Here is a 23,964-nt window from a genome sequence, read left to right as displayed (position 1 = left end):
GAAATCGTAATTCTGACATGTCGCAAGTTTCTAGCTTGCGGCGTGAATCACGAGGAGTGCCGGAATGCGGATTTGGGCGATATGGGGGGCGGTGTTTCTTGCGTTTGCTGGCGCAAGCGCGGCGCGGGCCGATGTGAAGATGACCGGCTCTTTCGTCGCCGATGCCGCCTGTCCGGCAACGCAGGCGATCAAGAGCGGCAAGAATCCCGGCAATATCTCGACCGCGGCTGGTCAGAGTTATGATCTGCTGGCCGGCAACAAGGACGCGCCCACGCACTATCTCATTCGCGTGCCGGGCGCCGATCCGGAGCGCCGCTGGGTCAAGATCAGCTGCGGTCACGTTTCGGGCGGCAGCGCGTCGACGATGCCGGCTGCACCGGCGCCTGCCGAGCCGAACAAGCCATCGGCGTCCGGAAAGCCGGAATATGTCTTCGCGCTGAGCTGGCAGCCGGCTTTCTGCGAGACCAAATCCAGCAAGGCCGAATGCCGTGCGCAGACCGCCGCCGGTTTCGAGGCGACCCACTTCACCTTGCATGGGTTGTGGCCGCAGCCGAACGGAAATTTCTATTGCCAGGTCGCCGCAAGCGACAAGGCGAACGACGATCCGGCGCACTGGCGAGACTTGCCGTCGGTCACGCTTGACCCGAAAACGCGAGCGGAACTCGACCAGGTGATGCCGGGCACCGCATCCGCCCTCGAAAGGCATGAATGGATCAAGCACGGCACCTGCTACGGCAAGAGCCAGCAGGAGTATTTCGCCGACGCGTTGAACCTGATGCGCGCGGTGAACGCGTCGCCGGTGCGCGATCTCTTCACCAAGAGCGTCGGCAAGCAGCTCACGTCCGATCAGATCCGCAGCACCTTCGACAGTGCCTTCGGCAAAGGCGCGGGCGACCGGGTCCGCGTGTCCTGCGTGGTCGATCCTTCGAACGGCAGGCGGCTGATCGGCGAACTGACGCTCGGCCTGACCGGCCCGATCGCTTCGAACGCTTCGCTCGGTGCCCTGCTGCTTGCCTCGGCGCCGACAGCCAAGGCTGGCTGCCCGAAGGGCGCGGTCGATGCCGTGGGGTTCCAGTAAACAGGCCGTACGCGACTGTCGCTTTGCACCGGGGATGGTATGATCCCGGGGCATCATTCATAGGGGGTGGCGATGAGTGGCATGACGGGCGGCGCGCTGGCGCGGCTGGCGTTTTGGGCCAAGGGCATGACGGCGATCCGCGACGGCCATATGGAGTGGCCGGGCTTTTCCTACACCGAAGTGGAGTGGGTGCGCATGACCACGCTCGCCAAACCCATCGGCGGCAGCACCTACCAATTGTTCACACTGGTCAACGCGGCGATCTTCATCGCCATTGCCGCGCTCGGGATATTCTGTGTCTTCCTGCCGCTGGCGGCGCTGCTGTTCCCGGTACCGGCCGAAACCAGTGCGATCAAGTTTTCGCTGCTCCTGGCGGCATGCGCCTTCCTGATCATCGGCATCGGCCTGCCGATTTCGCTGCGTCTTTCGACCACGCTGGTGGCGCCGAAGGCAATGCGGGCCGCGCTTGTCGCCGTGCCCGGCGGCGTGGCCGAAGCGGTCGTTGATCGATTTGAAGTGGTCGACATCGATGATCAGCAGGCTGAGCGCCCTGGCGGTCCGCAGGCTGGCGGCGACGGCGGCCTCGCCATCGCTGTCGAAGCGCCCCCTGTGCAGGAGGCCGGTGAGGCCGTCGCGACCGACATGCTCGACCAGCGCCTCATAGCGCTCGCGATAGGTCAGCGTGTCGAAAATGTCGGAAAGCCCGCGCGCCGCCGGCACCTGCCGCGCCTCGAACCACCTGATATAGCCGACCAGCATGGTGCTGTAGACCAGGGCCGCTGCCATCTTGGCGAACCAGCCGCCGAAGAACACCGCGACCGGCGCGCCGGTGACGAAATGCAGCGCCGTGAAAAAGCCTGCCTGGTCGAAGGTGAGCACGCAGGCGACGGAGACCAGGATGCGGGTGAAAAGCGCCTTGCGCAGATATTTGCCGAGCTTTTCATAGAGCAGAATGATCAGGATGGCGTCGACGAACAGCAGCGTCGTGCCCCACACCATCAGCCAGCCCATCTCGTCGATGAAGCCGATGTCGGGAAGCTTGCCGTCGGGCAGCGGTGCGATGTCGTGCAGGCGCAGGATCAGCACGAGCCCGATCATCAGGGCATTGCCGAGCAGCAGGCCATAAATCGGCTGCCGGACAGTTGCCGCGTCCTCCTTGATGTAGAGCAGGAGCAGCATGACCAGCTTGCCGGAAAACAGCACGGCCGAACCCGGCGATACCATGCCGAACGGCAGCGCGACGTAGAAGACGCTGGCGAGATAGGTTTCCAGGAAATGCATGACGCCAAGGGCGCAAACAAAGACGCCGAGGCCGATGCGGCCCCTGAACCGGAAAAGCGTGACCATGATGCCGAAATAGAGAACCGCTTCGGCAAAAAGCAGGAAACTGTTCAACACGGCCCGATCTCTCTCCCCGAAATCGCGGCTGCCAGCGATTTCCCATCCAACATTGTTTGACGCGGAATGGTTAACCGGAGCTTTCGCCTGGGCGCCGGCACGAAATGAAGCGGCTAAGCGTTTGTGGGTGCGACCAAATCCGCTTGGGGCCAAAACTGTTTGCCGTTCGCGGCCGCATCGCTTACATAGCCCCCAACTTCCATTCAATCCGACATCAGTCGACTTTTCAGGGAAAGCGCGCGTGGCACGCCAGTTCATCTATCACATGGCCGGCCTCAACAAGGCCTACGGCACCAAGAAGGTGCTCGAGAACATTCATCTGTCCTTCTATCCGGACGCCAAGATCGGCATCCTCGGTCCCAACGGCGCCGGCAAGTCGACGATCCTCAAGATCATGGCCGGCATCGACAAGGAGTGGAGCGGCGAGGCCTGGCTGGCCGAGGGTGCTACCGTCGGTTACCTGGCGCAGGAGCCGGCGCTCGATCCGAACAAGAACGTGTTCGAAAACGTCATGGAAGGCGTCGCCGCCAAGACCGCCATCATCGAGCGCTACAACGAATTGATGATGAACTATTCCGACGAGACGGCGGACGAGTCGGCCAAGCTGCAGGACGAGATGGACCGGCTCAACCTCTGGGATCTCGAACAGCAGGTCGAGATGGCGATGGAGGCACTCGGCTGCCCGCCCAAGGAGGCCGATGTCACCAAGCTGTCGGGCGGCGAACGCCGTCGCGTCGCGCTTTGCCAGCTTTTGCTGCGCCAGCCCGACCTTCTGCTGCTCGACGAGCCGACCAACCATCTCGACGCCGAGACGACGGCGTGGCTGGAAAAGCATCTGCGGGCCTATCCGGGCGCGGTGATGATCATCACCCACGATCGCTACTTCCTCGACAATGTCACCGGCTGGATCCTCGAGCTCGATCGCGGCCGCGGTATCCCGTACGAAGGCAACTACACCAAATATCTCGAAGCCAAGGCCAAGCGGCTCAAGCAGGAAGGCCGCGAGGACGATGCGCGCCAGCGGGCGATCGGCCGCGAGCGCGAGTGGATCCAGTCCAGCCCGAAAGCCCGGCAGACCAAGTCGAAAGCCCGTATCCAGGCGTTCCAGGATCTGCTGGATGCAGCCGACAAGCGGCGTCCGAGCGACACCCAGATCGTCATTCCGCATGGCGAGCGGCTCGGCAATGTGGTGATCGAGGTCGAGGGCTTGTCGAAGGGCTTTGGCGACACGCTTTTGATCGACGATCTCGAATTCAAGCTGCCGCCCGGCGGCATCGTCGGCGTCATCGGCCCGAACGGCGCCGGCAAGACGACGCTGTTCCGCATGATCACCGGCCAGGAAAAGCCCGATGCCGGCACCATCCGCGTCGGCGAGACGGTCAAGCTCGGTTATGTCGACCAGAGCCGCGACGCGCTCGACCCGACCAAGACGGTCTGGGAAGAGATCTCGGGCGGCGCCGAAGTGGTCAAGCTCGGCAAGTTCGAAGCCAACACCCGCGCCTATTGCGCGTCGTTCAATTTCCGCGGCGGCGACCAGCAGCAGAAGGTCGGCAACCTGTCCGGCGGCCAGCGCAACCGCGTGCATCTGGCCAAGATGCTGAAGACCGCCGGCAATGTGCTGCTGCTCGACGAACCGACCAACGATCTCGATACCGAAACGCTGGCTGCACTTGAAGACGCGCTCGAGAGCTTCGCCGGCTGCGCCGTCATCATCTCGCACGATCGCATGTTCCTCGATCGCCTGGCGACGCACATCCTCGCCTTCGAGGGCGACAGCCACGTCGAATGGTTCGAAGGCAATTTCGAGGATTACGAGCAGGACAAGATCCGCCGCCTCGGCCCGGACGCGGTCAATCCGCACCGCATGACGTATAAGCGGCTGACGCGGTAAGACATTTACAGGGCGGCGAATTCTCAAATGATCTGAGGAACCAAGATGGCCGACTGGTCCGCCGCCCTCTACCTGAAATTCGAGGACGAGCGCACCCGCCCCGCGCGCGATCTCGTTGCGCAGGTGCCGGTGCCGGAACCACGCCGGGTGGTCGACATTGGCTGCGGGCCGGGCAATTCGACCGAATTGCTGGTCGAGCGCTGGCCGCAGGCGCAGATCAGCGGCTTCGATACCTCCCTCGACATGATCGAGAAGGCGAAGGCGCGCCTGCCCGGCGTCACCTTTGCCTTGGCGGATGCGGCGGCGTGGCAGCCGAACGAACCGGTCGACGTGATCTTTGCCAATGCGGTGTTTCAATGGCTGCCGGAGCATCCGGCGGTCTTCCAGCGGCTGATGGGATTTTTGGCGCCCGGCGGCGCGCTTGCCGTGCAGATGCCGGACAATATGGCCGAGCCTTCGCACCGGCTGATGCGGGAGACCGCGGCCGAGATGCCGTTTGCCGAAAAGCTCGAGCGCGCGGCCCGCGCGCCGCTGCCGCCGGTCGCGTTCTATTACGACCTTTTGTCGCCATTCTCGGATCGGCTCGATATCTGGCACACGATCTACAACCATCCGCTGGCCGATGCCGAGGCGATCGTCGAATGGGTGAAGTCGACGGGGCTGAAGCCGTTCCTCGATCCGCTCGACGAGAACGAGCGGCAGCTTTTCCTGAAGCGCTACACGGCCAGGATCAGCGAAGCCTATCCGAAAACGGCAAGCGGCAAGGTATTGCTGCGCTTTCCCCGTCTCTTCATCGTGGCGCGGCGTTCTGCTTAGAAGCTCTTAGCTACACCCAAAAACAGCCAGCAGCGGATGCTTGACCGGCTTTCGCCGTCATGCGCATCTCGCTGGGGCAGGGATAAGGCCCTTCATGGGCCATGGGGATGGATGATGACACTGAAAAAGATGGGTTTCGGCGGCAGCGTTTGTGCGGCCGCTGTGCTTGCCTTGTCTATATCGGCGGAGGCCAAGCGAGCGCGCTGCTTCACCAGCGACGACGGCTATTTCTCGTGCAGCTATCGGGCGCTGGACGATGCCGGCAGCTTTCGCATCTCGGCGCCGGGTTATCCGACCTACGTCCTGGAAATCGACGGACCGGGTTTTGCCTATGGCTATGTCAATCTCGGCCGCCGCAACGTGCCGCTGCCCGGGCAATTCGTGCGCAGCCGCGATGACGGTGCCTGCTGGAACAACCCGCAGACCAATACCAAGCTCTGCGCCTGGTAAAGACCCGTCCCAGGGACTTGATTTAAGCCGGCATAAACTGGCTAGGTGCAAAAGAGGTTGCGCCGAGCTTTTTGCGGCGTCGACATGAAGCCGCAACGCCTGCGCACGGGACGAACTGGAAATGCATCGCGTCATCATCAGCGGCATCGGCGTTGAAATCCCCGAAGCTTCGATCACCAATGAGGAACTCGTCGCCAGCTTCAACAGCTGGGTGGACATGGAGAACATCCGGCGCGAGGTGTCGGGCGAGCCGCTGGTACAGAAATCGGACAGTGCCTTCATCGTCCATGCCTCGGGCGTCCAGACCCGCCATGTCATCGAACGGGAAGGCATCCTCGACCCGACCCGCATGGCGCCGCGCTTCCCGGCGCGGCCCGACGATGCGCTGTCGCTGGAGGCCGAGTTCGGCATCGCTTCGGCCGGCAAGGCGCTCGATCATGCCGGGCTGAAGCCGGGGGATATCGACCTGGTGATCTGCTCGGCCTCGCACCATCAGCGGCCCTATCCGGCGATCGCCATCGAAATGCAGCAGGCGCTGGGGACGAAAGGCGCCGGCTTCGATATGGGGCTTGGCTGCTCTTCGGCAGCGGCGGCGTTGCACATCGCCGTCAATCTGGTGCGGGCAGGGGCGCACAAGCGCGTGCTGGTGACGACGCCGGAGATCATCACCGGGCATCTTAATTTTCGCGACCGGCAGACGCATTTCATCTTCGGCGACGCTTCCGTGTCGATGATCGTCGAAGGGCTTGCCGAGGGCGAGAAGCGGCCGGGGCGCTTCGAGGTGCTCGACACGCGCGCCTGGACGCAGATGTCGAACAGCATCCGCACCAATCTCGGTTACTATACCCGCGCCACCCAGGACGATCCGTATATGATCGATCTGGAAGGCAATCTGATCAAGCAGATCGGCAACAAGGTGTTCAAGGAAGTCACCGTTGCCGGCCACAAATTCATCGTCGAATTCCTGGCCGAGCACGGGCTGACGCCGCAAGCGATCCGGCGCTTCTGGCTGCATCAGGCCAATGCGCGGATGAACGCCATGATCCTGAAACTGTCGTTCGGCCATGACGTCGACCACGACCGCGCGCCGATGGTGCTGGAGCGCCTCGGCAACACCGCCGCCGCCGGTGCCATCATCGCCCTGTCGGAGAACCATGCCGACATGAAGGCCGGCGACTACGGCCTGCTCTGCGCCTTCGGCGCCGGCTACTCGATCGGCGGCGCGCTATTGCGCATGCTTTAGATTTTGTTTTACGCATGTCGTTGTCCCAAAACCGCTGCACACTTTTGGGCGACATGCATTAGCTCGGCGCGAACGGCACCAGCATCGGAACGCGCCTGGCATAGTCGCATCAGCCGTCTTGATCGGAGCATCAGCGCTTTCGACTGGACCTGATGAGCTGACCGCGGCTAATTGCGCGTATCACGCGAGGCACGAACCCATGCTGGATCTTTTTCCCGAAGCCGAAACTCCGGTCGAGATCGTCCCGTCGCGAAAACTCGCCGCCAGGGTGGCAGCGCTTTACCTCGCACCGTTCGATCGTTTTGAGACACGAGCGGTGGATACGCTGCAACTCGGTTTCGACGGCATTGAAGGCGATTTCCATGCCGGCACGACGCGGCGCTCCGGCGGGCGGGAACCCTGGTATCCGCGCGGCACCGAGATGCGCAACGAGCGGCAATTGTCGATCGTGGCAGCGGACGAACTGGCAATCGTCGCCGAACGGATGGGCATCGCCGAGATCAAGCCGGAATGGATCGGCGCCAATCTCCTGATCGAAGGCCTGCCGCACCTCTCGATGCTGCCGACCGGCACGCAGCTGTTCTTCAAAGGCGGCGCGACCGTCAAGATCGACGCGCAGAACGGGCCTTGCCGGATCGCCGGCCGGTCGGTCGCCGAAAATGCCGGGATGCCCGACCATGAGGCCGGAGCGCTGCTGTTCCCGAAGGCGGCGAAGCGCTTGCGTGGGCTCGTCGCCTGGGTCGAGAAGCCCGGCACGATCGCGGCCGGCGAGGAGATTTCGGTACGCGTGCCGGAGCAGTGGATTTACCGGGCCTAGTTGTTTTCCAGGCAAGGCGGCATTGCCAGTCAAAGCCGCGTTCCTTCGTGCCCCCCTCTGTCCTGCCGGACATCTCCCCCACGAGGGGGAGATTGGCCGTCATCTCGGCTTTCGCCAATCTCCAACGTTGCTGACCGAGCGAGGCGCCGAAGCTGCCAATCTCCCCCTCGTGGGGGGAGATGTGTCCGGCAGGACAGAGGGGGGCGCGAAGGAACGCGACCTCTAGTCACGGCGTATTTTGTTCTTGCTTTGTGCCGGCAGCTATGCTACTAATTTCGATATGGTGCTGATTCGCACCGACGACCCGCCCACCGAGGCGGGTTTTTTATTTCAGGCTTTGAAAGTTCCGATGTTGCCGACCTGAGGTCGGCGGGACAGCGCCCCTCTCTGTCCTGCCGGACATCTCCCCCACTTGGGGGGAGATTGGCCGTCACCTCTCGATTTCGCCAATCACAACGGTGAAGCGCCGCAGAACTCGACGCGTGTGCCTGCCATTCTCTACGCCTCATCCTCATCGTCGAGCAGCCGGGTGGCGCGCCAGCGGGTGAGCACGATGTTGGTCTGTTCGATGACGAAGAAGCGCGCGGAATCGCGGTCATAGCCTTCGGCCAGCAGCTTTTCGTAGTCGGTGTGGGCGTGGCGAATATGCGCAATCGTCGCCAGCCATACGGCAATGCTCGGCGGCAAGCTCTTCATGTGCACGGCGCCGGCATCGGCACGGATATTTTCCATGTCGGCATAGGGCGCCAGCGGCAGGAGCGCTGTCAGCGCCTTGGCGATAGCGCGGCGGCGGCCGGTCGGCGCGCTCACTGCTCATCCCATCTGGGGGGCTCGCCCGATCTGGACGACTCGTCCCGCCCGGACATGGTCGCCTCGGCGAAGGCATCGGTCGAGGCGAAATAAGGCTTGATGTCGATGACCGGCGTGCCGTCGAGCACGTCGATGGCATCGAGATCGACGCGGCCGGTGTCGATGTCGACGCCAACCAGCCTGGCGACATGCAGCCCAATTGGGTTCGGCCGGGCAGGGGAGCGCAGCGAAAAGACGCCTTTCGGCTCCGTGGCATGGCGGGGTTTCTGGACAATCAGTTGCCGCGGTGCATGGTGCAGCCAGGACAGGACGATCACGTGGCTGGCGCGTTCCAGCCCAAGCAAGCCATCACGATAAGGCGGGTTGATGACCAAGTGCGCCGGCTGTCCCGTCTCCCGCGCGGCCTTCATGTTCTTGGGGCAAGTTTCCCGTGTCGTCCACGGCGAGGCGATGCGGCCGATGAAGACGACATGGCCATCCGGCGGCATCGTTGCCGGGTCGGTTTCCAGGAGCTTTTCGCCGCTGCGCGTCTCGAACATGGTTCTCGCCTCGATCATGCGTCCGTTTTTGCGCGATCCGCCACGCATGCGTCATTTTCTTGTCCGGAAGCGACATAGCGCTTGCAAGCCTATCCAAACCGACATAAACATATGTTTATATCTTTTCAAAGAGAATGCTCGCATGCATGTCGCTCTCGACACGATGGTAGATACATTGAAGGCGGCGGCGGAATCCAGCCGGCTGCGCATATTGGCGCTGCTGTCGCGCGGCGATCTGACCGTTTCAGATCTCACCGAAATCCTCGGCCAGTCGCAGCCGCGCGTCTCGCGCCATTTGAAATTGCTGCTGGAGGCAGGGCTGATCGGCCGCTACCAGGAGGGCTCGTGGGCGTTCTTCCGGTTATCGGATTCCGACGCGTCGCGCGATTTCGTGCTCAGGCTGGTCTCCGGCATCCGCGGCGCCGATCCGCAGGTCGAGCGTGATCTCGAACGGCTGGCCGCAGTCAAGCGCAAGCGGCAGGACCGGGCTGCCGAATATTTCTCGGTAAACGCCGCAAGCTGGGACCATATCCGCTCGCTGCATGTGCCGGATCGCGCCGTCGAAGCAGCTCTCATCAAGCTCGTCGGCAAGCGGCCGTTCCAGTCGATGCTCGATCTCGGCACCGGCACCGGACGGCTGCTCGAGATCTTTTCGCCGCTCTATCGGCGCGGTGTCGGCATCGACATGTCGCGCGAGATGCTGACGGTGGCGCGCGCCAATCTCGACAAGGCCGGCGTTTCGAATGCGCAAGTGCGCCAGGGCGACATTTTTGCGCCACCGGTCGAACGCGACGCCTTTGATCTCGTTACCATCCATCAGGTGCTGCATTATCTCGACGATCCCGCCCGCGCCATCCGCGAGGCGGCGCGTCTGTTGCGCCCGGCCGGCCGGCTGGTGATCGTCGATTTCGCGCCGCACGCGCTGGAGTTCTTGCGCGAGGAGCACGCGCATATGCGTCTCGGCTTTTCCGACCGGCAAATTGGCGACTGGTTTTCCGAGGCCGGGCTCGACCTTGAGGACAGCCAGGAATTCGAGCCACGCGGCGGCAACGAGGCCAAGCTCACCGTCAAACTCTGGCTCGGCCGCGATCAGCGCATGCTGATTGCCGAGCCTTCCAACGACAGACAACCGGCCAATGCGTATCCGATAGGGGAAACCGCCTGATGAACCAGTTCCGCTTCTCCCGCCGCCCCGACATCGGCGACAAGGTCAGGGTTTCGTTCGAGTTCTTTCCGCCGAAAAACGATGAGATGGAAGCAAGGCTGTGGGACACGGTCACCCGGCTTGAGCCGCTCAAGCCGAAATTCGTCTCGGTCACCTATGGCGCCGGTGGTTCGACCCGCGAGCGGACGGCCCGCACCGTCAAGCGCATCCTCAACGAAACGACGCTGACGCCGGCGGCGCACATGACCTGTGTCGATGCGGCGCGTCACGAGGTCGATGCGGTGATCCGGGAGTTCGCCGATATGGGCGTCAAGCGTTTCGTCGCCCTGCGCGGCGATCCGGCCGAGGGCGTCGGCGCGGCCTACCGGCCGCATCCGGAAGGCTATGCCAATGGCGCCGAACTGGTTGATGCGCTGAAGGGCGCCGGCGATTTCGACATATCGGTCTCGGCCTATCCGGAAAAACATCCGGAAAGCCCGGATTTCGCCACCGATTTCGACATGCTGAAGCGCAAGGCCGACAACGGAGCGACGCGGGCGATCACCCAGTTCTTCTTCGACAACGATCTCTATGAGCGCTATGTCGAGCGGGCACGGCGGGCCGGCATCTACATACCGATCGTGCCGGGCATATTGCCGGTGCACAATTTCACCCAGGTCGCCAACTTCTCGGCGCGGTGCGGCGCCTTGGTGCCGGCATGGCTGGCCGAGCGTTTCGATGGGCTGCAGAACGATCCGCAAACGCATGCGCTGGTGGCATCTGCCGTGGCCGCCGAGCAGGTGCTGGACCTTGTCGAGCGCGGCGTCGGCGATTTCCACTTCTATACGATGAACCGGGCCGATCTGGTCTTCGCCATCTGCCACATGATAGGCATCAGGTCGCATGAAGTCGAGGCGGCGGGATCAGCCGCGGCGTAAGGCGGCAGGCACCTTTTTGAAATGTCAAAGATCGGGGGAATGCAAAAGGCCGGGCAAAACGCCCGGCCTTTCAAATGGTTTGGACTATTCGGTGCTGGTCTTCCCCCGCTCAGCGGCTTTATGGAAGGACGCCCATAATGAGGGCGCCGATGAATGCAAACGCAGCACAAATCATCAATGCGTTGATCGGCCTCGTCAGTCCCATGTCATAGCCTCCTCTTAAAGAGCTATGGCGAGAGTCTAGGGTCATTTGTGCCACAGGCAAGCAGAAACTTTGCTGCAATGCGACGAGATTGTGGAATTTGCGACCTGCCGTTTGCCGTTAGGCATTGAAACTCTTTGTCAAAAGCCGGCTCGGGACCTGTGAATAATTTGTGGCAAAGCCGTGGCAGCAACGAGAATGGCAGCGCTACCGCGGCAGAAATCGGAATCGATTTTCGGAACGACTGAAGATTCGACGCGTCCTTTGCGCATCCAACCGGATGCTGCACGCTATACGCACCCTATACGAATGCGGTGGGCAATCGGCAGCGTTGTGAGATAGCCAGGACTTGAATTTTCTGCCAATTGGCAGTATATTGACTGCCAAATGATGGAGGTCGGAATGAGTGTCGCTTATGCGGTTCGCGATCCTGCAAATCAGGCTTTGCCGGCAAATCTGGCGGATGCCTCGGCACGGGCGCGGCTCACGCCAGCGGCTGTTGCCGGCATCGTCAGGCTCGCAGACATCTGGCATCTGACCAGCACCGAGATCTGTACCTTGATCGGCGACGTGTCGGAGAGAACGTGGTTCCGCATGAAGAAAGGCGAGTGGGAGGGCGTTCTCTCCCAGGATTCGCTGACACGCATCAGCGCCCTGATCGGCATCTTCAAGGGACTGCGGCTTCTGTTCTCCGAAGCGCTTGCCGATGAATGGGTGCGGTTGCCGAACAAAGGGCCTCTTTATGGTGGCCGGCGCCCCCTGGACGTTATGATCGAGGGCGGCATTCCGAAGCTGCTGCAGGTTCGCCAACATATCGACGCTTTGCACGGTGGACTTTGAATGCAGATCCCGCCGCGCGCTGACATTTCCCAGCGCGACACGATCCGGCTGATTTCGACAGGCAGGCTCAAGGAACCGGTCCTGATGCCATTGGCCAGGAATCATGGAGATTTGGAGGACCTTGCGGAGCTCGAAGGAGCCACCAGCGGCCGCCTTCAGGCGCAGCAAGGGGGATTGCCCGACCTCGATCCGCGCGAACTGGTTTTCGGGAGGCCGGGCTACACCTTCATCAATGCGGCGTTCGCTTACACCCGTCCGGGCGGCAATCGTTTCAACGATGATGCCAGGGGCGTCTGGTACTGTGGGTTCGATGCGGAAACCGCGCTCGGCGAGGTCTCGTTTCATCTGACGCGCGAGCTTGCCGCGATCGAACGGTTTGAAAACGTCACCGACTACGCGGAGCTCGTTGCCGACTTCATAGGCTCGTTTCACGATCTGCGCGGTGCTGAGTTCAGCAAGGACCCGGTGCTCGATCCGGATACTGTCTTAGCCTATCCTGCCGGTCAGGCGCTGGCGAAGCAACTCCGCAAGCAAGACGCCGCGACCGGTCTTGTGTATCCTTCCGTGAGACATGTCGGCGGGACCTGCCTTGCCGCCTTCCTTCCCGATCTCGTTCAGAATCTCCGGCAAGGCGGTATCTGGCGTCTGGAATGGCAGGGTTCATCTGTTCCCGCGATCACGCCCATATAGCGCCATCTCTAAAGCGCGTCGCGTTCGACCGGCCTCGTGCGACGCGCTTTAGGTTCTTGTTCTATGCATGTCGTTATCGCAAAACCGCTGCACACCTTTGCGCGACATGCATTAGCGCCGCCCGAACAGGCGACCATCGATGGTGACGAGGCCGAGGGCGATCAGCGCCATGCCGCCGAGTTCGAACAGTTCGAGCCGCTCGCCCAGGAACAGGAAGCCGAGCAGGATGGCACTGGCCGGCACGATGAGCGTGACCAGCGAGGCGTTGGTGGCGCCGGTCGAGGCGACGAGATTGAAATAGAGGATGTAGGCGAAGGCCGTCGACAGCAGCGCCAGTGCCAGCACCGCCGCCCAGACCGGCGGCGAGGCCGAAAACAGATTGGCGGCATCATAGGTGAACAGAACGACCGGGATCATGATGATGGTCGAGCAGGTCAATTGTCCGGCGGCAATGACCGGTGACGGCACGCCCTTGAGGCGGCGGGCAATCATCAGTGCAGCCGCATAGGATAGCGACGCTCCGATGAGCGCGAATTTCGCCCAGACCGGACCGCCGAGCCCGGCGACGAGGCCGGGGCCGATCATCACCGCCGTTCCCGCGATACCAAGGGCGATGCCGGCAAGCTTGTTCCACGACAGCTTTTCGTCGCTGGTCAGGGCGTTGGCGAGGATCAGCGTCCAGAACGGCGTCGTCGAATTGAGCACCGAGGCGACACCGGCGCCAAGCTCGGTCTGGCCGGCAAAGATCAGCGAGAAAGGAATGACATTGTTGGCGAGCGCCAGCAGGAAGAACAGGCCGGCATGCGGCAAGGCGAGGCGAAACGACGGGCCGCGGACCGCAAGATAGAGCTGCAACGCGATCGCCGCTATGGTGACGCGGAACAGCACCAGCACCAGCGGCGGAAGTTCCGCTACCGCAATACGGGCAAAGAAGAACGAGCCGCCCCAGATGGCGCCGAGCAGCAGAAGCTGCGCCCAGTCCTTGAGCACCATCGGACCGCGCATCGTGGTGGTGGCAGCTATCGCCATTGGTCGTCCTCCCAGACGAGATGCCTTGCTCTTCAGGCGTCTGTTCACGCCATACCCGATCCGGCCGCAAGGGCCACCCGAAACCTGAGCGATGGCCTAGCTCGCTCATAACTCGGCGTGCAGCACCGGCGTAGCGCCGCGAAGCCAGGGCGGCGAGACATAGAATTGTTTTCATTAGCCGCTAGCTTGGATTAATTGTGCGCAGCCTCAGTCAAGGGATTCGTCCATGCAGCGATTCGAAAATGCCCGCGAGGCAGCGCTGGCGCTTCGCCCGGACGATCCGATCTATTGCTTCCGCCCGCAGGTGCTGAAGGCGGACGCCAAACAGTTCATGGGCATGTTTCCCGGCAAGACCGCCTATGCGGTCAAGACCAATGGCGAGCGGATCGTGCTCAACGCCCTGGTCGAGGCCGGCGTCAGTGCCTTCGACGTGGCCTCGCCCGGCGAATTCGCCGCCGTGCGCGCCGTCTCGCCGGACGCCGAGATGCTCTACATGCACCCGGTCAAGGCGCAGTCGGACATCAGGCTGGCGCTGGAAAAATACGCCATCCGCGTCATTTCGCTCGACCATGAGGACGAGATCACCAAGCTGACCAGGGTGGTGCGGGCGCTCGACATCGATCCGGGCGCCATCACCGTGTTCGTGCGCATCCAGACGAAAGGCTCGGCGGCCTACGAACTGTCGAAGAAGTTCGGCGCCGGACCGGCCAATGCGGTCGAACTGGCCGAACGGCTGAACCGGACGGGCTACAAGGTCGGGCTGTGCTTTCACGTCGGCAGCCAGATAGAGGATCCCGACACCTATGAGCGGGCGCTGGCCTCCGCCGACTGGGTGCGCAACCGCGTCGGTTTCGACATTGCCGGGCTCGATGTCGGCGGCGGCTTTCCGGCCGAATACGGTCATGATCCGAACAGCCGCAAGCCGGAAATGCCGTCGCTCGGCCAGATCATGTCGCGGCTGTCGGGCGACCTCCAGGAGTACCAGTTCGACCAGATGCCGCTGGTGGCCGAGCCGGGCCGGGTGATCGTGGCTCGCTGCCTGTCGCTGATCGTGCGCGTGCTGCTGCGCAAGGGCAAAAGGCTCTACATCAATGACGGCATCTGGGCGTCGCTGTCGGATTCATGGACCGGCAAGATCACGCTGCCGGCGCGCTTCATCCCCGATCCGGCGATCCGCTCGCGCAATGGCGAGGACAAGACCATCGTGCCGTTCAAGGTCTGCGGCGCGACCTGCGATTCCGTCGATATATTGTCGCGGCCGTTCTGGCTGCCCGAAACCGTCGATACCGGCGATTGGATCGAGATCGGCCATATCGGCGCCTATTCGCTGTCGCTCAGAACACGGTTCAACGGCTTCTATCCCGACACCTTCGTCGAGGTGGCGACGCCGTTCGACGAAGGCGATGCGCCGCAGGGGTTCGCCAGCCTGGAGACGATGGCGGATTAGTTAATGGTTGGATAGTGAATAGTGAATAGTGAATAGTGAATAGTGAATAGAAGTAGTTCTTGCGTTCCGTCCCGCTCCCGTGAATCGTCACCATTCACCATTCACCATTCACCATTCACCATTCACCATTCACCATTCACCATTCACCATTCACCATTCACCATTCAGTCAGGCCACGCCACCGCCAGCCTGGATGTTCTCGCCGGTCAGCCAGCGAGCTTCGTCCGAAGCCAGGAAAACCGCGACATCGGCGACGTCGCGCGGCGCTCCGATCCGGTCGAAGGGCGACATGCCGGCGGCCACGGCGCGGTCCCGTTCGGGAAGCAGGTCGGTGTCGGTGAAGCCTGGTGAAAGCGCATTCACGGTAACGGCGCGCGGGCCGAGTTCGCGCGAGAGGACGCGAACGAACTGCGCGACGGCTCCCTTGCTGCCGAGATAAAGCGCCGTCTGCGTGAAGAACATCCTGGTTCCACCGGTGGAAACGGCAACGATGCGACCACCGTCGCGAACGCGGCGCGCCGCTTCCTGAAGCGTGAAGAAGGTGCCCTTGGCATTGGCGCCGAAGACATGATCGAAATCCGCTTCGGTGGCCTCGACGAGCGGCTTTATGACGGCGACGCCGACATTGGCGACGACGATGTCAATCGGCCCCATCTGCCTTTCGGTTTCGTCGAACAACTTGCGAATGTCGGGAATGCTGGAGACATCCGCCTGGATGGCAACGGCTTTTCCGCCATTCCCTTCAATAGAGGCAACCACTTCCCTGGCGGCCTTCTCGTTGCCGACATAGTTGACGACCACGGCAGCACCCTTGGCCGCGAGCCCCTCGGCGATGGCGCGCCCGATGCCGCGCGAGCTGCCGGTCACAAGTGCGGTTTTGCCTTCGAGTGGACGATGCATGGCTGTTCCTTCCGTCTGATTACGGCCGCCTCGATCGAGCGGCGTTCCAGGGAAAGCTATGGGCATGGTATTGCTCAGAGAATAGCCTATTATCTTACTGACTTGTTAAGCCTGGGGTACATAATGCGCGGAACCGAGTTTTCCGAACTCACGGCATTTGCAGCAATCATCGAAGAGGGCAGCTTCGTCCGCGCCGCGGCCAAGCTCAGGATTTCGCCTCCAGCACTCAGCCAGACGATACGCGGGCTGGAAGAGCGTCTCGGTGTCCGCCTGCTCAACCGCACCACGCGCAGCATGTCGCCGACGGCTGAGGGCGAGAAGCTGTTTGCCCGCATCGCACCGGCGTTCAGCGAACTGGAAGGGGCCGTCGCCGACGCGCATGCATCACGCGGCCGGCCGGCAGGCTCGCTGCGCATCAATGTTCCGCGCATTGCCGCCACGCGTTTCATCGCGCCGATCCTCGGCGATTTCCGCCGCGCCTATCCCGATATCGCCCTCACAATCATTGTCGACGACATGCTCACCGACATCGTCGAGGGCCGCTTCGATGCCGGAATCAGATTGGGTGAGCGGCTGCACAAGGACATGGTGGCGGTGAAACTCAGCGAGGAACTCGAGATGGCCGCAGTGGCGGCGCCGAGCTATCTGGAGCATCACCCGATACCGCGTCACCCCGCGGACCTGCATCACCACCAGTGCATCAATTTCCAGTGGCCCAGCGGCGGCAACATCTACCGGTGGGAGTTCGCCCGAGGCCAACGTGCTTTGGAAGTGGCCGTCAGCGGCGGCCTGACGATCAACGATACGGAACTGATGATCGGGGCGGTTCTGGATGGGGTCGGCGTGGCGTACATGCTGGAATATCAGGTCCGGCCATGGATCGAAGCGGGAAAGCTCATCCGCTTTCTCGACGCCTGGTCGCCGAGATTTCCGGGTTTTTATCTATATCACGCGAGTTCCCGCCAGGTTCCGGCGCCGTTGCGAGCGTTCATCGATTTCCTGCTTGCCAGGCGGTGATGTGAATAGTGAATAGTGAATAGTGAATAGTGAATAGTGAATAGTGAATAGTGGTAGCTCTGGTGCTCAATGCGGCTCCGGTGCCATTCTTTTCACCATTCACCATTCACCATTCACCATTCACCACCTTCACAGCCTGGCCAGCAGCTCCGGCGTCGGCCAGCCGTCGACCGGCAGGCCCAGCCGCTTCTGCTCCTTGCGGATCGCTTCGCGGGTGTTGGTGCCCAGTATGCCGTCGACGGTGCCGACGTCATAGCCTTTCGCCTCGAGCTTGGTCTGCAGCGCCTTCATCTGGTCGCCGTTGAGGCCGGGTTCGGGGTTGCGCGGATCGAATCGCGGCGCACCCCCCAGCCGGGCGGCAAGATTTGCCGCGGTCAGGGCATAGGTGAAGGACTGGTTCCACTCGAGATAGACGTCGAAATTGTCGTAGGTCAGGAAGGCTGGCCCCTTGCGACCCATGGGCAGCGCCAGGCCGGCCTTCAGGCCGTTGTCGAGAAGCGGCGTACCGTCGGGCCTGGTAACGCCCCACTGGCTCCATTGCGTCAACGGCAGCTTGTTGGTGCGTCCCGTCTGCTCCCACGGCAAATCGTCGGGCACACGGACTTCCTCGATCCAGGGCTGGTCGCGCTTCCAGCCGCGCGACTGGATCTTGCTGGCCGTGCTCATGATCACGTCCGGCGCGCTGCCGCGCAGGTCGACCAAGCCATCGCCGTCGCCGTCGACGCCGTGGCCGAGATAGTCGGAAGGCAACATCTGCGTCTGGCCGATCTCGCCGGCCCAGGCACCGGTCACGTCGGCCGGCACCACGCCGCGGTCGATCAACATCAGCAGCGGCACGATCTGCGGCCGGAACAACTGCGGACGGCGGCAGTCATGCGAGAGGCTCACCAGCGCGTTCAGCGTATGAAAATCGCCCTGCACGGCGCCAAAATCGGTCTCCAGGGCCCAGAAAGCGGCGATGACCGGCGCCTGCACGCCGTATTCGCGATCGGCGCGGACAAAGACCTCGGCATATTTTTGCAGATTGGCCGCACCTTGCTTCAGCCGATGGGACGAGATCATACGGTTCGAGAATTCGATGAAGGTCTGGGTGAAGACGCCCTGGGCACGGTCGCGTGCCAGCGCCTTTTCATCGAGGGTGGCGTTTTCCAGCGCAGAAAGGCCGGCAGCGCCGACGCCGGCCGCCCTGGCTTCCGCCGCCACGCCCTGCTTCCATGCCTCGAAATCGCCGCCGCATTGCTGTGCCGCGGCCGGCACGGCGCTCAGGAGCAGCGCCGCGAGAAATCCAAAGCGCGATCGCATCGCCATCCTTCCGAGAAGATTACCAGCGGTTGCGGGCATCCGTCATTGGCTGTGTCGAAAAGCAGGCGGCAGGCCTGGTGTCAACGGGTGTTCTGCCGCAACCACTTCTTCCACGCGGCTTCGGAGCCGTTGAAGACGCTGATGTCGGCGTTTCCGGTCATGCCCGGCACGACGCCCGTTCCGGTATACTGCCAGAAGGTGAAGGGATGGCTGCCGTATTTCTGGCGCGGGTGGCCGGCGACGGAGCGCAGCCAGTAGGGGTAATTGCGGAAGCCCGATAAACCGTTATCTTCGAAGAAATCGACAGACGTGTAGATGATTGGCTTCTTGCCGTAGTATTTTTCGACGATTTCGAGGAACGTGCTCATCTCGCTGCGTACCGTGGCGGGATCGGGCCGCAGCTTGCAGGTCGGCGATTTCGGGTTCCATTCCATGTCGAGAACCGGCGGCATCGCCGAACCGTCTTTGGGCACGTTCTGGATGAACCAGCGCGCCTGGGTAGCGGCCGGCGTGCAAAAGTAGAAAAAATGATAGGCGGCACGGGGGATGCCCGAGGCCCTGGTGCGGCTCCAATGCTCGTTGAAAGCTTCATCGAAACGGTCTCCGCCTTCGGTTGCCTTGATAAAGGCGAAGGAGATGCCGCTGGCCCTGGCCGCCGGCCAGTTGATCGATGTCTGGTATTTGGAGACGTCGGTGCCGTGGACGGCGTAGCTCCACGGTGCGCCCCTGTCCCATTCATGCGGGTCGGAATCGGCAAAACGCGGCGCGCGTACCGCAACCATCGAGGCGCTGGACGACGACAGCGATGGCGTCAGATCCTCGACCGTCGAGCAGGCGCCAAGCAGCATCAGCGTGATGAGGACCGCGAAACGGCGCATCGCTACTTCCCGAGCCGGTTTCAGCCGGCCGCTGATGGGTCTTTCCGCGGGTGGCCCCTCGACCGGGCGCGGCGCGTTTGAAACCGACTTACGCGACGCGCCTGGATCTTCGTTTCATGCATTCCCAAACCGTTACGCAGTTTGGGACGTACGCATTCAAGCCCCGCCGGACGGTCACCCCACAGGATCGCCCGGTCTGTCCTAAGCGCGTCGCTTCGACGCGCTTAGCTCTTTTGTCTATGCATGTCGTTGTCCCAAAACCGCTGCGCACTTCTGGGCGACATGCACCTGTGATCGCCGATCATGGTTGATATTCGGTTGACGGCGCTCGACAAGAGCCGCGATTTTGCCGAAACAATGGCGGCAAATCGATGACATAGATCGAGCGCGCCCGGGGGAACTCAAAATGCAGATCCTTTTGAAGTTCGTCAAATGGCTGCTCGGCTTGGCTGTGCTGGCCGCCGCGGTACTCGCCGGCTGGCTGTATTTCGCGCCGCCGGAACTGATCCGCGTCGGTTCCGGCTATGCCGCCAAGATCGTCTGTTCGAACGTCTTCATCGCCGGGCGAGACGCCGACGATGTGCTTGCCGTCGATGTGCAGGCGCCGGGTCATCCGCTGCTGAAGCTGATGAGAGTGTCGGTCGACAAGGAGAAGGGAACGGTTTCGGCCGGCCTGTTCGGTGTGCTCGGCAAAAGTGTCGCGGTTGCGCGCGACGGGCTCGGCTGCGCCTCGGTTCCCGACGGCGATATTGCCGCCGCCAAGGCTGTCGCCGGAGCTGCACCGACGCCGGCGCCGCTGCCCGATCTGATCTGGCCGGAGGGCGACAAGGCCGATGCCTCGCAGGATCCCGAGGTCGCGAAAGTCCTCGACGATCCAGCAATGACCGGCGCCGGCATGCGGGCCGTCGTGGTGGTCAAGAACGGCCGCATCGTCGCTGAGCGTTATGGCGACGGCTTTTCCGAAAAGACGCCGCTATTGGGCTGGTCAATGACCAAGACCGTAAATGCGGCGATCGTCGGCACGCTGGTGAAGGAGGGCAAGCTGGCGATGACCAACCAGGGTCTGTTCGGTCCCTGGAAGGGAGATGGTCGCGCCGTGATCAGCCTCGCCGACATGATGGCGATGTCGAGCGGGCTGGAATTCAACGAGGATTATGGCGACGTCGCCGACGTAACGCGCATGCTCTATCTCGAACCGGACATGGCGGGCTTTGCCGGATCCAAGCCGCTGACCGGCGAGATCGGCAAGGTGTTTTCCTATTCGAGCGGCACGGCGGTGATGCTGTCCAGGCTGTGGCAGGACGCAATCGGCGACAAGGACAAGGCACTGGCGTGGCCGAGGACCGCGCTGTTCGATCCGCTCGGCATGCAGAGCGCTGTGCTTGAGGCCGACGAGCACGGCACCTTCGTCGGCTCGTCCTATCTCTATGCCACGGCATGCGACTGGGCGCGCTTCGGCCAGTTCCTGCTGCAGGGCGGCGTCTGGAACGGCCAGGAGATCCTGCCCGCCGGCTTCGTCGACTGGATGCGGGAACCGGCAACTGCCTCGAACGTCTACGGCAAGGGGCAATTATGGATAGAAGGACCGGGCGACGAAGAAAACCCCGGCGCCGGCACTGCCGCCGGCCTGCCCAAGGACACCTATTGGATGGAGGGGCATGATGGGCAAACGGTTGCCATCATCCCCTCGGAGCAGCTGGTTGTGGTGCGGCTCGGGCTGACGCCGGCCAGGCTCGGCTATCGGCCGCAGGCGATGGTGGCGGCGCTGATCAAGGCGCTGCACTGAGGAATGCGGCGGTCGCAGTCTTGTCTATGTGGCTGTCGCCAAAGGTTTGGCGCGATCAACACGCGCCCGCTCGTCGGGTGAGTTCATAACCGTCCAAAGATCATTACGGCGCTGGACGTTCAACCAGAAATCCGGGCTGTTGCCAAACACCCGCGCCAGAATGAGCGCGGTAGCCGCCGTCACGTTGCGGCGGCCGTTGCACAATTCGTTCACATGCTTGCGCTGGACGCTCATAGCTTCGGCCAAAGCCGCCTGTGTCAGGCCGAGTGGTTGCATGAATTCTTCCGTAAGAATTTCGCCAACCGTTGCTGGCTTGCGTGCGGTCATCAACATGTCTCACCTCACTTATATATAACTGTGGTCGTCGAGATAGATGTCCGACGCCTCGCCCCGGCCCCCGTCCCAGCGGAAGACCAGCCGCCATTGTTTGTTGACACGGATCGAATGGAAGCCTTCGAGATTGCCGCGCAACTTCTCGAAATGGTTGCTGGGCGGCACACGCAAATCCTGATCGATCGCCGCGTCGTCAATCATCTGGAGCTTGCGGAACAAGCGGCTTTCGAGATCGGACGGAATATTGCGGGAGTGGGTGTCGTCCACGAAGAAAGCCCGCAGCCATCCATCTCTAAAGCCGATGATCATCCCATGCTTCCGGCGAGGAGATAATGTACCACTCCTTGGGTCATATGGCAATGTGTGATTTAGCCAATTAACTGATTTCAGCCACGGCCCTCATTTAGGATTGGAGCCCCAAAACCTTCCACGGCAAAATTGATATTAGATGGCGATCTTGCTCACGGCGAGCCAGCTGTAGCCGCGATAAAGTGTTTTGAATCGAACGCTTGCGCCAACTCTTGCAGATTCCGAATCCAGAATCGCGCGCAACGATTGACGCGGCTCGACGTGGAATTTTTTCAGCCAGCCGCGCAACAGCTTGCGGAACCAGCTGGGCAAGGCTTCCTGCTGGCCAAAATCGACGACATGCAGCGAGCCACCCGGTGACAGAGCAGCAAGAGCCGCGGATACCGTCTTTTCCCAGCCGGGGATCATCGACAGCGAATATGAGACAAAGACGCGGTCGAAACTTTCGACGCCGAACAGCGCTTTCGCGTCGAAATTCGTGGCATCGCCGCGCGCCAGCGTGACGCGGCCGGAGAGGCCTTCGCGCGCGAGGGCGGCAGTGGCCGTCTCCAGCATCTCGGCCGAAATATCGAGGCCGAAGAAGCGCGCGCCGGGATAGCGGCGGGCGGCGAGGATGATGTTGCGGCCGGTGCCGCAGCCGAGCTCGAGCACGGTGCCGCCGGCCGGCACATCCAGTCCGGCGATAAGCCGGTCGCGGCCCAGCAAATAATATTTGCGGGTCAGGTCGTAGATATGACGCTGCCAGCGGTAGACGCCGTCCATCAGTTCGGCATGGCTGGCCGGCAAGTCGGTCGTGCTCATGCGGACCGCTTCACATAGAGATGGAAGCCGCCATAGATGGCCGAGCGGTCGCGCGCCGAAAACTCGCGCGAGGCGTCGTTCTCGTAGCGCCACTGATCGAGCAGCGAATTCGAGACGCGGCCGGGCAGCAGGCTGGGTTCCGCTGCGGTGCGGAAGATGACGCGGGCGCCGGTGGAGGCGGTTCGGGTGATCTCGGCCCACAACTCGTTGAGCTGGTCGTCGGTCATCCAGTCCTGTGCATCGAGCAGCACGAAGCGATCCACCGAGCCGGCATCCTTGCGGGCAAGGAACTCGATCAGATTGGCGTGGTGGATGGCAACGCGATCGACATTGTTGCGGATCGTCTTGTAGTTGCGCTTTTCGAGATAGGCGGGCAGGGCGGCCTCGCCCGGATCAGGGTAGCGGCGGGCGAAAGCCTGCCAGGCGAAATAATTGGTCTTCAGCGGAAAATCGCAGGCGAGCTTTTCCAGTCGTGCCTTCAGCACGCTGGCCATGGTGCCGTCACCCGAGGTGATCAGCGAATCGTACTGGGCCGGCGGAATGCCGAGGCCGAACAGCGAAGCCTTTCGCGAGGTCGCCCATTTCAGCAGCGGTTTTTCGAAGACCGGCGCCAGCTCTTCGTCGAAGAAGCGGCGCTGATCGGCGATGGTCTTGGCGTCCATGATTCCGGCCGGGTCGACGCCGAAGAATTTTGCGGTGCGATGGCCGATCGCAATGAACAGGCCAAGCAGGCCGGTCTGGTAGAAATTGCGGTCGAAGACGGCGATGCGGCGACGGCCGCGCCAGTTGCGGCGCTCCCAATAATGGCGGCTGACCGGGTCGAGATGCGGTGCGATGAAGCGATCGTAGGCCTGTGAATTGTGCCCGGTCTCAGCCGCGCCGAAGAAACGGAACAGGTCGCCCTGCGACGGCAGGTGACGGACGGCTTCGAGCTTCATGCGGTTCAGCGCGATATGGGCAGCGTTGAGGTCGACGGCATCGATCCTTTCCGGCGAGCGGGTGAGATAGGCAAGGATGTTACAGCCGCCGGAGGCAATGGTGACGATGCGGTGGCCCGTCCCGAGCTGCATCGCGTCCATGTCGATTTCGGGGTCTTCCCAGATCTGCGGATAGACGAGGCCGGAGAACAGGAAGGCGAACAGGCGCTCGGAGATGCCGGCTTTCGACAGCGGGCGGTTCTGGTAGACGGCCTTGCCGACTTCCTTGCCGCGGCGAAAAACCAGGTCCCCAGAAATGTCCGTCATGGCAAGGCGATTCCCCGTTTGCTTTGCCGCAAGCGGGTAGCGCAGGGTGATGACAGGCCAGT

Annotated in this window: 24 protein-coding genes; 13 read left to right on the top strand and 11 right to left on the bottom strand. The window is 62.4% G+C overall.

Going from position 1 to position 23,964, the window contains the following annotated elements; translation table 11 throughout:
* Nucleotides 1–64: 64 nt before the first annotated feature.
* Entirely contained in the window at nucleotides 65–1,078 is a 1,014-nt protein-coding gene (locus tag NKI25_RS01050) for a ribonuclease T2 family protein (RefSeq protein ID WP_352997821.1), read from the top strand.
* Between the two features lie 57 nt (nucleotides 1,079–1,135).
* Here the strand turns inward: NKI25_RS01050 and NKI25_RS01045 are convergent, their stop codons facing one another.
* A complete protein-coding gene (locus tag NKI25_RS01045) occupies nucleotides 1,136–2,476 on the bottom strand; it encodes a GGDEF domain-containing protein (protein WP_352997819.1) in 1,341 nt (446 codons plus the stop codon).
* A gap of 241 nt (nucleotides 2,477–2,717) precedes the next feature.
* On the opposite strand from NKI25_RS01045, the gene ettA reads away from it, so the two are divergent.
* The 5 genes from ettA (at nucleotide 2,718) to NKI25_RS01020 (ending at nucleotide 7,693) form a co-directional block, all read left to right on the top strand.
* A complete protein-coding gene (gene ettA / locus NKI25_RS01040; protein WP_352997817.1) occupies nucleotides 2,718–4,367 on the top strand; it encodes an energy-dependent translational throttle protein EttA in 1,650 nt (549 codons plus the stop codon).
* A 45-nt stretch (nucleotides 4,368–4,412) separates the two neighbouring features.
* The gene (gene tam / locus NKI25_RS01035) at nucleotides 4,413–5,183 is read left to right on the top strand and encodes a trans-aconitate 2-methyltransferase (RefSeq protein ID WP_352637259.1); all 771 of its coding nucleotides are present in this window, start codon (nucleotides 4,413–4,415) and stop codon (nucleotides 5,181–5,183) included.
* A gap of 111 nt (nucleotides 5,184–5,294) precedes the next feature.
* Nucleotides 5,295–5,633 (top strand): hypothetical protein, encoded by a 339-nt coding sequence (locus NKI25_RS01030; protein WP_352578733.1) that lies wholly within the window; start codon nucleotides 5,295–5,297, stop codon nucleotides 5,631–5,633.
* Between the two features lie 121 nt (nucleotides 5,634–5,754).
* Nucleotides 5,755–6,876, top strand: coding sequence for a beta-ketoacyl-ACP synthase III (locus NKI25_RS01025; protein WP_352997815.1), 1,122 nt, complete (start codon nucleotides 5,755–5,757; stop codon nucleotides 6,874–6,876).
* Between the two features lie 199 nt (nucleotides 6,877–7,075).
* Nucleotides 7,076–7,693, top strand: coding sequence for an MOSC domain-containing protein (locus NKI25_RS01020; protein WP_352465185.1), 618 nt, complete (start codon nucleotides 7,076–7,078; stop codon nucleotides 7,691–7,693).
* A 498-nt stretch (nucleotides 7,694–8,191) separates the two neighbouring features.
* On the opposite strand, the gene NKI25_RS01015 is transcribed toward NKI25_RS01020, so the two are convergent.
* A complete protein-coding gene (locus NKI25_RS01015) occupies nucleotides 8,192–8,503 on the bottom strand; it encodes a DUF2293 domain-containing protein (RefSeq protein WP_023676798.1) in 312 nt (103 codons plus the stop codon).
* A complete protein-coding gene (gene tsaA, locus NKI25_RS01010; protein ID WP_051406133.1) occupies nucleotides 8,500–9,042 on the bottom strand; it encodes a tRNA (N6-threonylcarbamoyladenosine(37)-N6)-methyltransferase TrmO in 543 nt (180 codons plus the stop codon). The genes NKI25_RS01015 and tsaA overlap by 4 nt, the downstream gene beginning before the upstream one ends.
* Nucleotides 9,043–9,184: 142 nt before the next feature.
* On the opposite strand from tsaA, the gene NKI25_RS01005 reads away from it, so the two are divergent.
* From NKI25_RS01005 to NKI25_RS00990, 4 genes are all read left to right on the top strand, one after another.
* The gene (locus NKI25_RS01005) at nucleotides 9,185–10,207 is read left to right on the top strand and encodes an ArsR/SmtB family transcription factor (protein WP_352997813.1); all 1,023 of its coding nucleotides are present in this window, start codon (nucleotides 9,185–9,187) and stop codon (nucleotides 10,205–10,207) included.
* On the top strand, nucleotides 10,207–11,124 hold the full coding sequence (gene metF / locus NKI25_RS01000) for a methylenetetrahydrofolate reductase [NAD(P)H] (protein WP_023676795.1): 918 nt from the start codon (nucleotides 10,207–10,209) through the stop codon (nucleotides 11,122–11,124). Before NKI25_RS01005 ends, metF begins: the two co-directional genes overlap by 1 nt.
* A gap of 604 nt (nucleotides 11,125–11,728) precedes the next feature.
* A complete protein-coding gene (locus tag NKI25_RS00995; RefSeq protein WP_352997811.1) occupies nucleotides 11,729–12,166 on the top strand; it encodes an antitoxin Xre-like helix-turn-helix domain-containing protein in 438 nt (145 codons plus the stop codon).
* The gene (locus tag NKI25_RS00990; RefSeq protein WP_352589415.1) at nucleotides 12,167–12,856 is read left to right on the top strand and encodes an RES family NAD+ phosphorylase; all 690 of its coding nucleotides are present in this window, start codon (nucleotides 12,167–12,169) and stop codon (nucleotides 12,854–12,856) included.
* Nucleotides 12,857–12,967: 111 nt separating this feature from the next.
* On the opposite strand, the gene NKI25_RS00985 is transcribed toward NKI25_RS00990, so the two are convergent.
* The gene (locus NKI25_RS00985) at nucleotides 12,968–13,885 is read right to left on the bottom strand and encodes a DMT family transporter (protein ID WP_352786645.1); all 918 of its coding nucleotides are present in this window, start codon (nucleotides 13,883–13,885) and stop codon (nucleotides 12,968–12,970) included.
* A 226-nt stretch (nucleotides 13,886–14,111) separates the two neighbouring features.
* Here NKI25_RS00985 and NKI25_RS00980 point away from each other — a divergent pair, with 226 nt between their 5' ends.
* A complete protein-coding gene (locus tag NKI25_RS00980; protein ID WP_352786644.1) occupies nucleotides 14,112–15,332 on the top strand; it encodes an alanine racemase in 1,221 nt (406 codons plus the stop codon).
* Between the two features lie 168 nt (nucleotides 15,333–15,500).
* Here NKI25_RS00980 and NKI25_RS00975 read toward each other — a convergent pair whose 3' ends face one another.
* A complete protein-coding gene (locus tag NKI25_RS00975; RefSeq protein WP_352997809.1) occupies nucleotides 15,501–16,232 on the bottom strand; it encodes an SDR family oxidoreductase in 732 nt (243 codons plus the stop codon).
* A gap of 123 nt (nucleotides 16,233–16,355) precedes the next feature.
* On the opposite strand from NKI25_RS00975, the gene NKI25_RS00970 reads away from it, so the two are divergent.
* Nucleotides 16,356–17,249, top strand: a complete 894-nt coding sequence (locus NKI25_RS00970) for a LysR family transcriptional regulator (protein ID WP_352589424.1) — start codon at nucleotides 16,356–16,358, stop codon at nucleotides 17,247–17,249.
* A 129-nt stretch (nucleotides 17,250–17,378) separates the two neighbouring features.
* Here the strand turns inward: NKI25_RS00970 and NKI25_RS00965 are convergent, their stop codons facing one another.
* Both NKI25_RS00965 and NKI25_RS00960 read right to left on the bottom strand, forming a co-directional pair.
* A complete protein-coding gene (locus NKI25_RS00965) occupies nucleotides 17,379–18,551 on the bottom strand; it encodes a lytic murein transglycosylase (protein ID WP_352465171.1) in 1,173 nt (390 codons plus the stop codon).
* A gap of 80 nt (nucleotides 18,552–18,631) precedes the next feature.
* Nucleotides 18,632–19,429, bottom strand: a complete 798-nt coding sequence (locus tag NKI25_RS00960; protein WP_502897298.1) for a glycoside hydrolase family 25 protein — start codon at nucleotides 19,427–19,429, stop codon at nucleotides 18,632–18,634.
* A 406-nt stretch (nucleotides 19,430–19,835) separates the two neighbouring features.
* Here NKI25_RS00960 and NKI25_RS00955 point away from each other — a divergent pair, with 406 nt between their 5' ends.
* Nucleotides 19,836–21,215: a serine hydrolase domain-containing protein gene (locus NKI25_RS00955; protein ID WP_352997807.1), complete on the top strand. Its 1,380-nt coding sequence runs from the start codon at nucleotides 19,836–19,838 to the stop codon at nucleotides 21,213–21,215.
* A 24-nt stretch (nucleotides 21,216–21,239) separates the two neighbouring features.
* On the opposite strand, the gene NKI25_RS00950 is transcribed toward NKI25_RS00955, so the two are convergent.
* The 4 genes from NKI25_RS00950 to NKI25_RS00935 all read right to left on the bottom strand — a co-directional run bounded on the left by NKI25_RS00950 (nucleotide 21,240) and on the right by NKI25_RS00935 (nucleotide 23,902).
* Nucleotides 21,240–21,548, bottom strand: coding sequence for a HigA family addiction module antitoxin (locus NKI25_RS00950; RefSeq protein ID WP_352570494.1), 309 nt, complete (start codon nucleotides 21,546–21,548; stop codon nucleotides 21,240–21,242).
* A 12-nt stretch (nucleotides 21,549–21,560) separates the two neighbouring features.
* A complete protein-coding gene (locus NKI25_RS00945; RefSeq protein WP_352456184.1) occupies nucleotides 21,561–21,857 on the bottom strand; it encodes a type II toxin-antitoxin system RelE/ParE family toxin in 297 nt (98 codons plus the stop codon).
* A 135-nt stretch (nucleotides 21,858–21,992) separates the two neighbouring features.
* Nucleotides 21,993–22,658, bottom strand: a complete 666-nt coding sequence (locus NKI25_RS00940) for a class I SAM-dependent methyltransferase (protein WP_023676783.1) — start codon at nucleotides 22,656–22,658, stop codon at nucleotides 21,993–21,995.
* Nucleotides 22,655–23,902, bottom strand: a complete 1,248-nt coding sequence (locus NKI25_RS00935; protein WP_023676782.1) for a BtaA family protein — start codon at nucleotides 23,900–23,902, stop codon at nucleotides 22,655–22,657. Before NKI25_RS00935 ends, NKI25_RS00940 begins: the two co-directional genes overlap by 4 nt.
* Nucleotides 23,903–23,964 lie beyond the last annotated feature (62 nt).

The sequence above is a fragment of the Mesorhizobium sp. M0808 genome (genome assembly GCF_040320025.1).
GTDB lineage: Bacteria > Pseudomonadota > Alphaproteobacteria > Rhizobiales > Rhizobiaceae > Mesorhizobium.
The sequence above is the reverse complement of the archived record's forward strand: the minus strand, read 5'-3'. Positions and strand labels throughout refer to the sequence as shown.

What these genes read in the sequence shown, in the direction of transcription:
- NKI25_RS01050 (WP_352997821.1), top strand. Translation starts at nt 65, where the DNA reads ATGCGGATTTGGGCGATATGGGGGGCGGTGTTTCTTGCGTTTGCTGGC.
- tam (WP_352637259.1), top strand. Translation starts at nt 4,413, where the DNA reads ATGGCCGACTGGTCCGCCGCCCTCTACCTGAAATTCGAGGACGAGCGC.
- NKI25_RS01030 (WP_352578733.1), top strand. Translation starts at nt 5,295, where the DNA reads ATGATGACACTGAAAAAGATGGGTTTCGGCGGCAGCGTTTGTGCGGCC.
- NKI25_RS01025 (WP_352997815.1), top strand. Translation starts at nt 5,755, where the DNA reads ATGCATCGCGTCATCATCAGCGGCATCGGCGTTGAAATCCCCGAAGCT.
- NKI25_RS01020 (WP_352465185.1), top strand. Translation starts at nt 7,076, where the DNA reads ATGCTGGATCTTTTTCCCGAAGCCGAAACTCCGGTCGAGATCGTCCCG.
- tsaA (WP_051406133.1), bottom strand. Translation starts at nt 9,042, where the DNA reads ATGTTCGAGACGCGCAGCGGCGAAAAGCTCCTGGAAACCGACCCGGCA.
- NKI25_RS01005 (WP_352997813.1), top strand. Translation starts at nt 9,185, where the DNA reads ATGCATGTCGCTCTCGACACGATGGTAGATACATTGAAGGCGGCGGCG.
- metF (WP_023676795.1), top strand. Translation starts at nt 10,207, where the DNA reads ATGAACCAGTTCCGCTTCTCCCGCCGCCCCGACATCGGCGACAAGGTC.
- NKI25_RS00995 (WP_352997811.1), top strand. Translation starts at nt 11,729, where the DNA reads ATGAGTGTCGCTTATGCGGTTCGCGATCCTGCAAATCAGGCTTTGCCG.
- NKI25_RS00990 (WP_352589415.1), top strand. Translation starts at nt 12,167, where the DNA reads ATGCAGATCCCGCCGCGCGCTGACATTTCCCAGCGCGACACGATCCGG.
- NKI25_RS00985 (WP_352786645.1), bottom strand. Translation starts at nt 13,885, where the DNA reads ATGGCGATAGCTGCCACCACCACGATGCGCGGTCCGATGGTGCTCAAG.
- NKI25_RS00980 (WP_352786644.1), top strand. Translation starts at nt 14,112, where the DNA reads ATGCAGCGATTCGAAAATGCCCGCGAGGCAGCGCTGGCGCTTCGCCCG.
- NKI25_RS00975 (WP_352997809.1), bottom strand. Translation starts at nt 16,232, where the DNA reads ATGCATCGTCCACTCGAAGGCAAAACCGCACTTGTGACCGGCAGCTCG.
- NKI25_RS00970 (WP_352589424.1), top strand. Translation starts at nt 16,356, where the DNA reads ATGCGCGGAACCGAGTTTTCCGAACTCACGGCATTTGCAGCAATCATC.
- NKI25_RS00965 (WP_352465171.1), bottom strand. Translation starts at nt 18,551, where the DNA reads ATGCGATCGCGCTTTGGATTTCTCGCGGCGCTGCTCCTGAGCGCCGTG.
- NKI25_RS00960 (WP_502897298.1), bottom strand. Translation starts at nt 19,429, where the DNA reads ATGCGCCGTTTCGCGGTCCTCATCACGCTGATGCTGCTTGGCGCCTGC.
- NKI25_RS00955 (WP_352997807.1), top strand. Translation starts at nt 19,836, where the DNA reads ATGCAGATCCTTTTGAAGTTCGTCAAATGGCTGCTCGGCTTGGCTGTG.
- NKI25_RS00950 (WP_352570494.1), bottom strand. Translation starts at nt 21,548, where the DNA reads ATGTTGATGACCGCACGCAAGCCAGCAACGGTTGGCGAAATTCTTACG.
- NKI25_RS00945 (WP_352456184.1), bottom strand. Translation starts at nt 21,857, where the DNA reads ATGATCATCGGCTTTAGAGATGGATGGCTGCGGGCTTTCTTCGTGGAC.
- NKI25_RS00940 (WP_023676783.1), bottom strand. Translation starts at nt 22,658, where the DNA reads ATGAGCACGACCGACTTGCCGGCCAGCCATGCCGAACTGATGGACGGC.
- NKI25_RS00935 (WP_023676782.1), bottom strand. Translation starts at nt 23,902, where the DNA reads ATGACGGACATTTCTGGGGACCTGGTTTTTCGCCGCGGCAAGGAAGTC.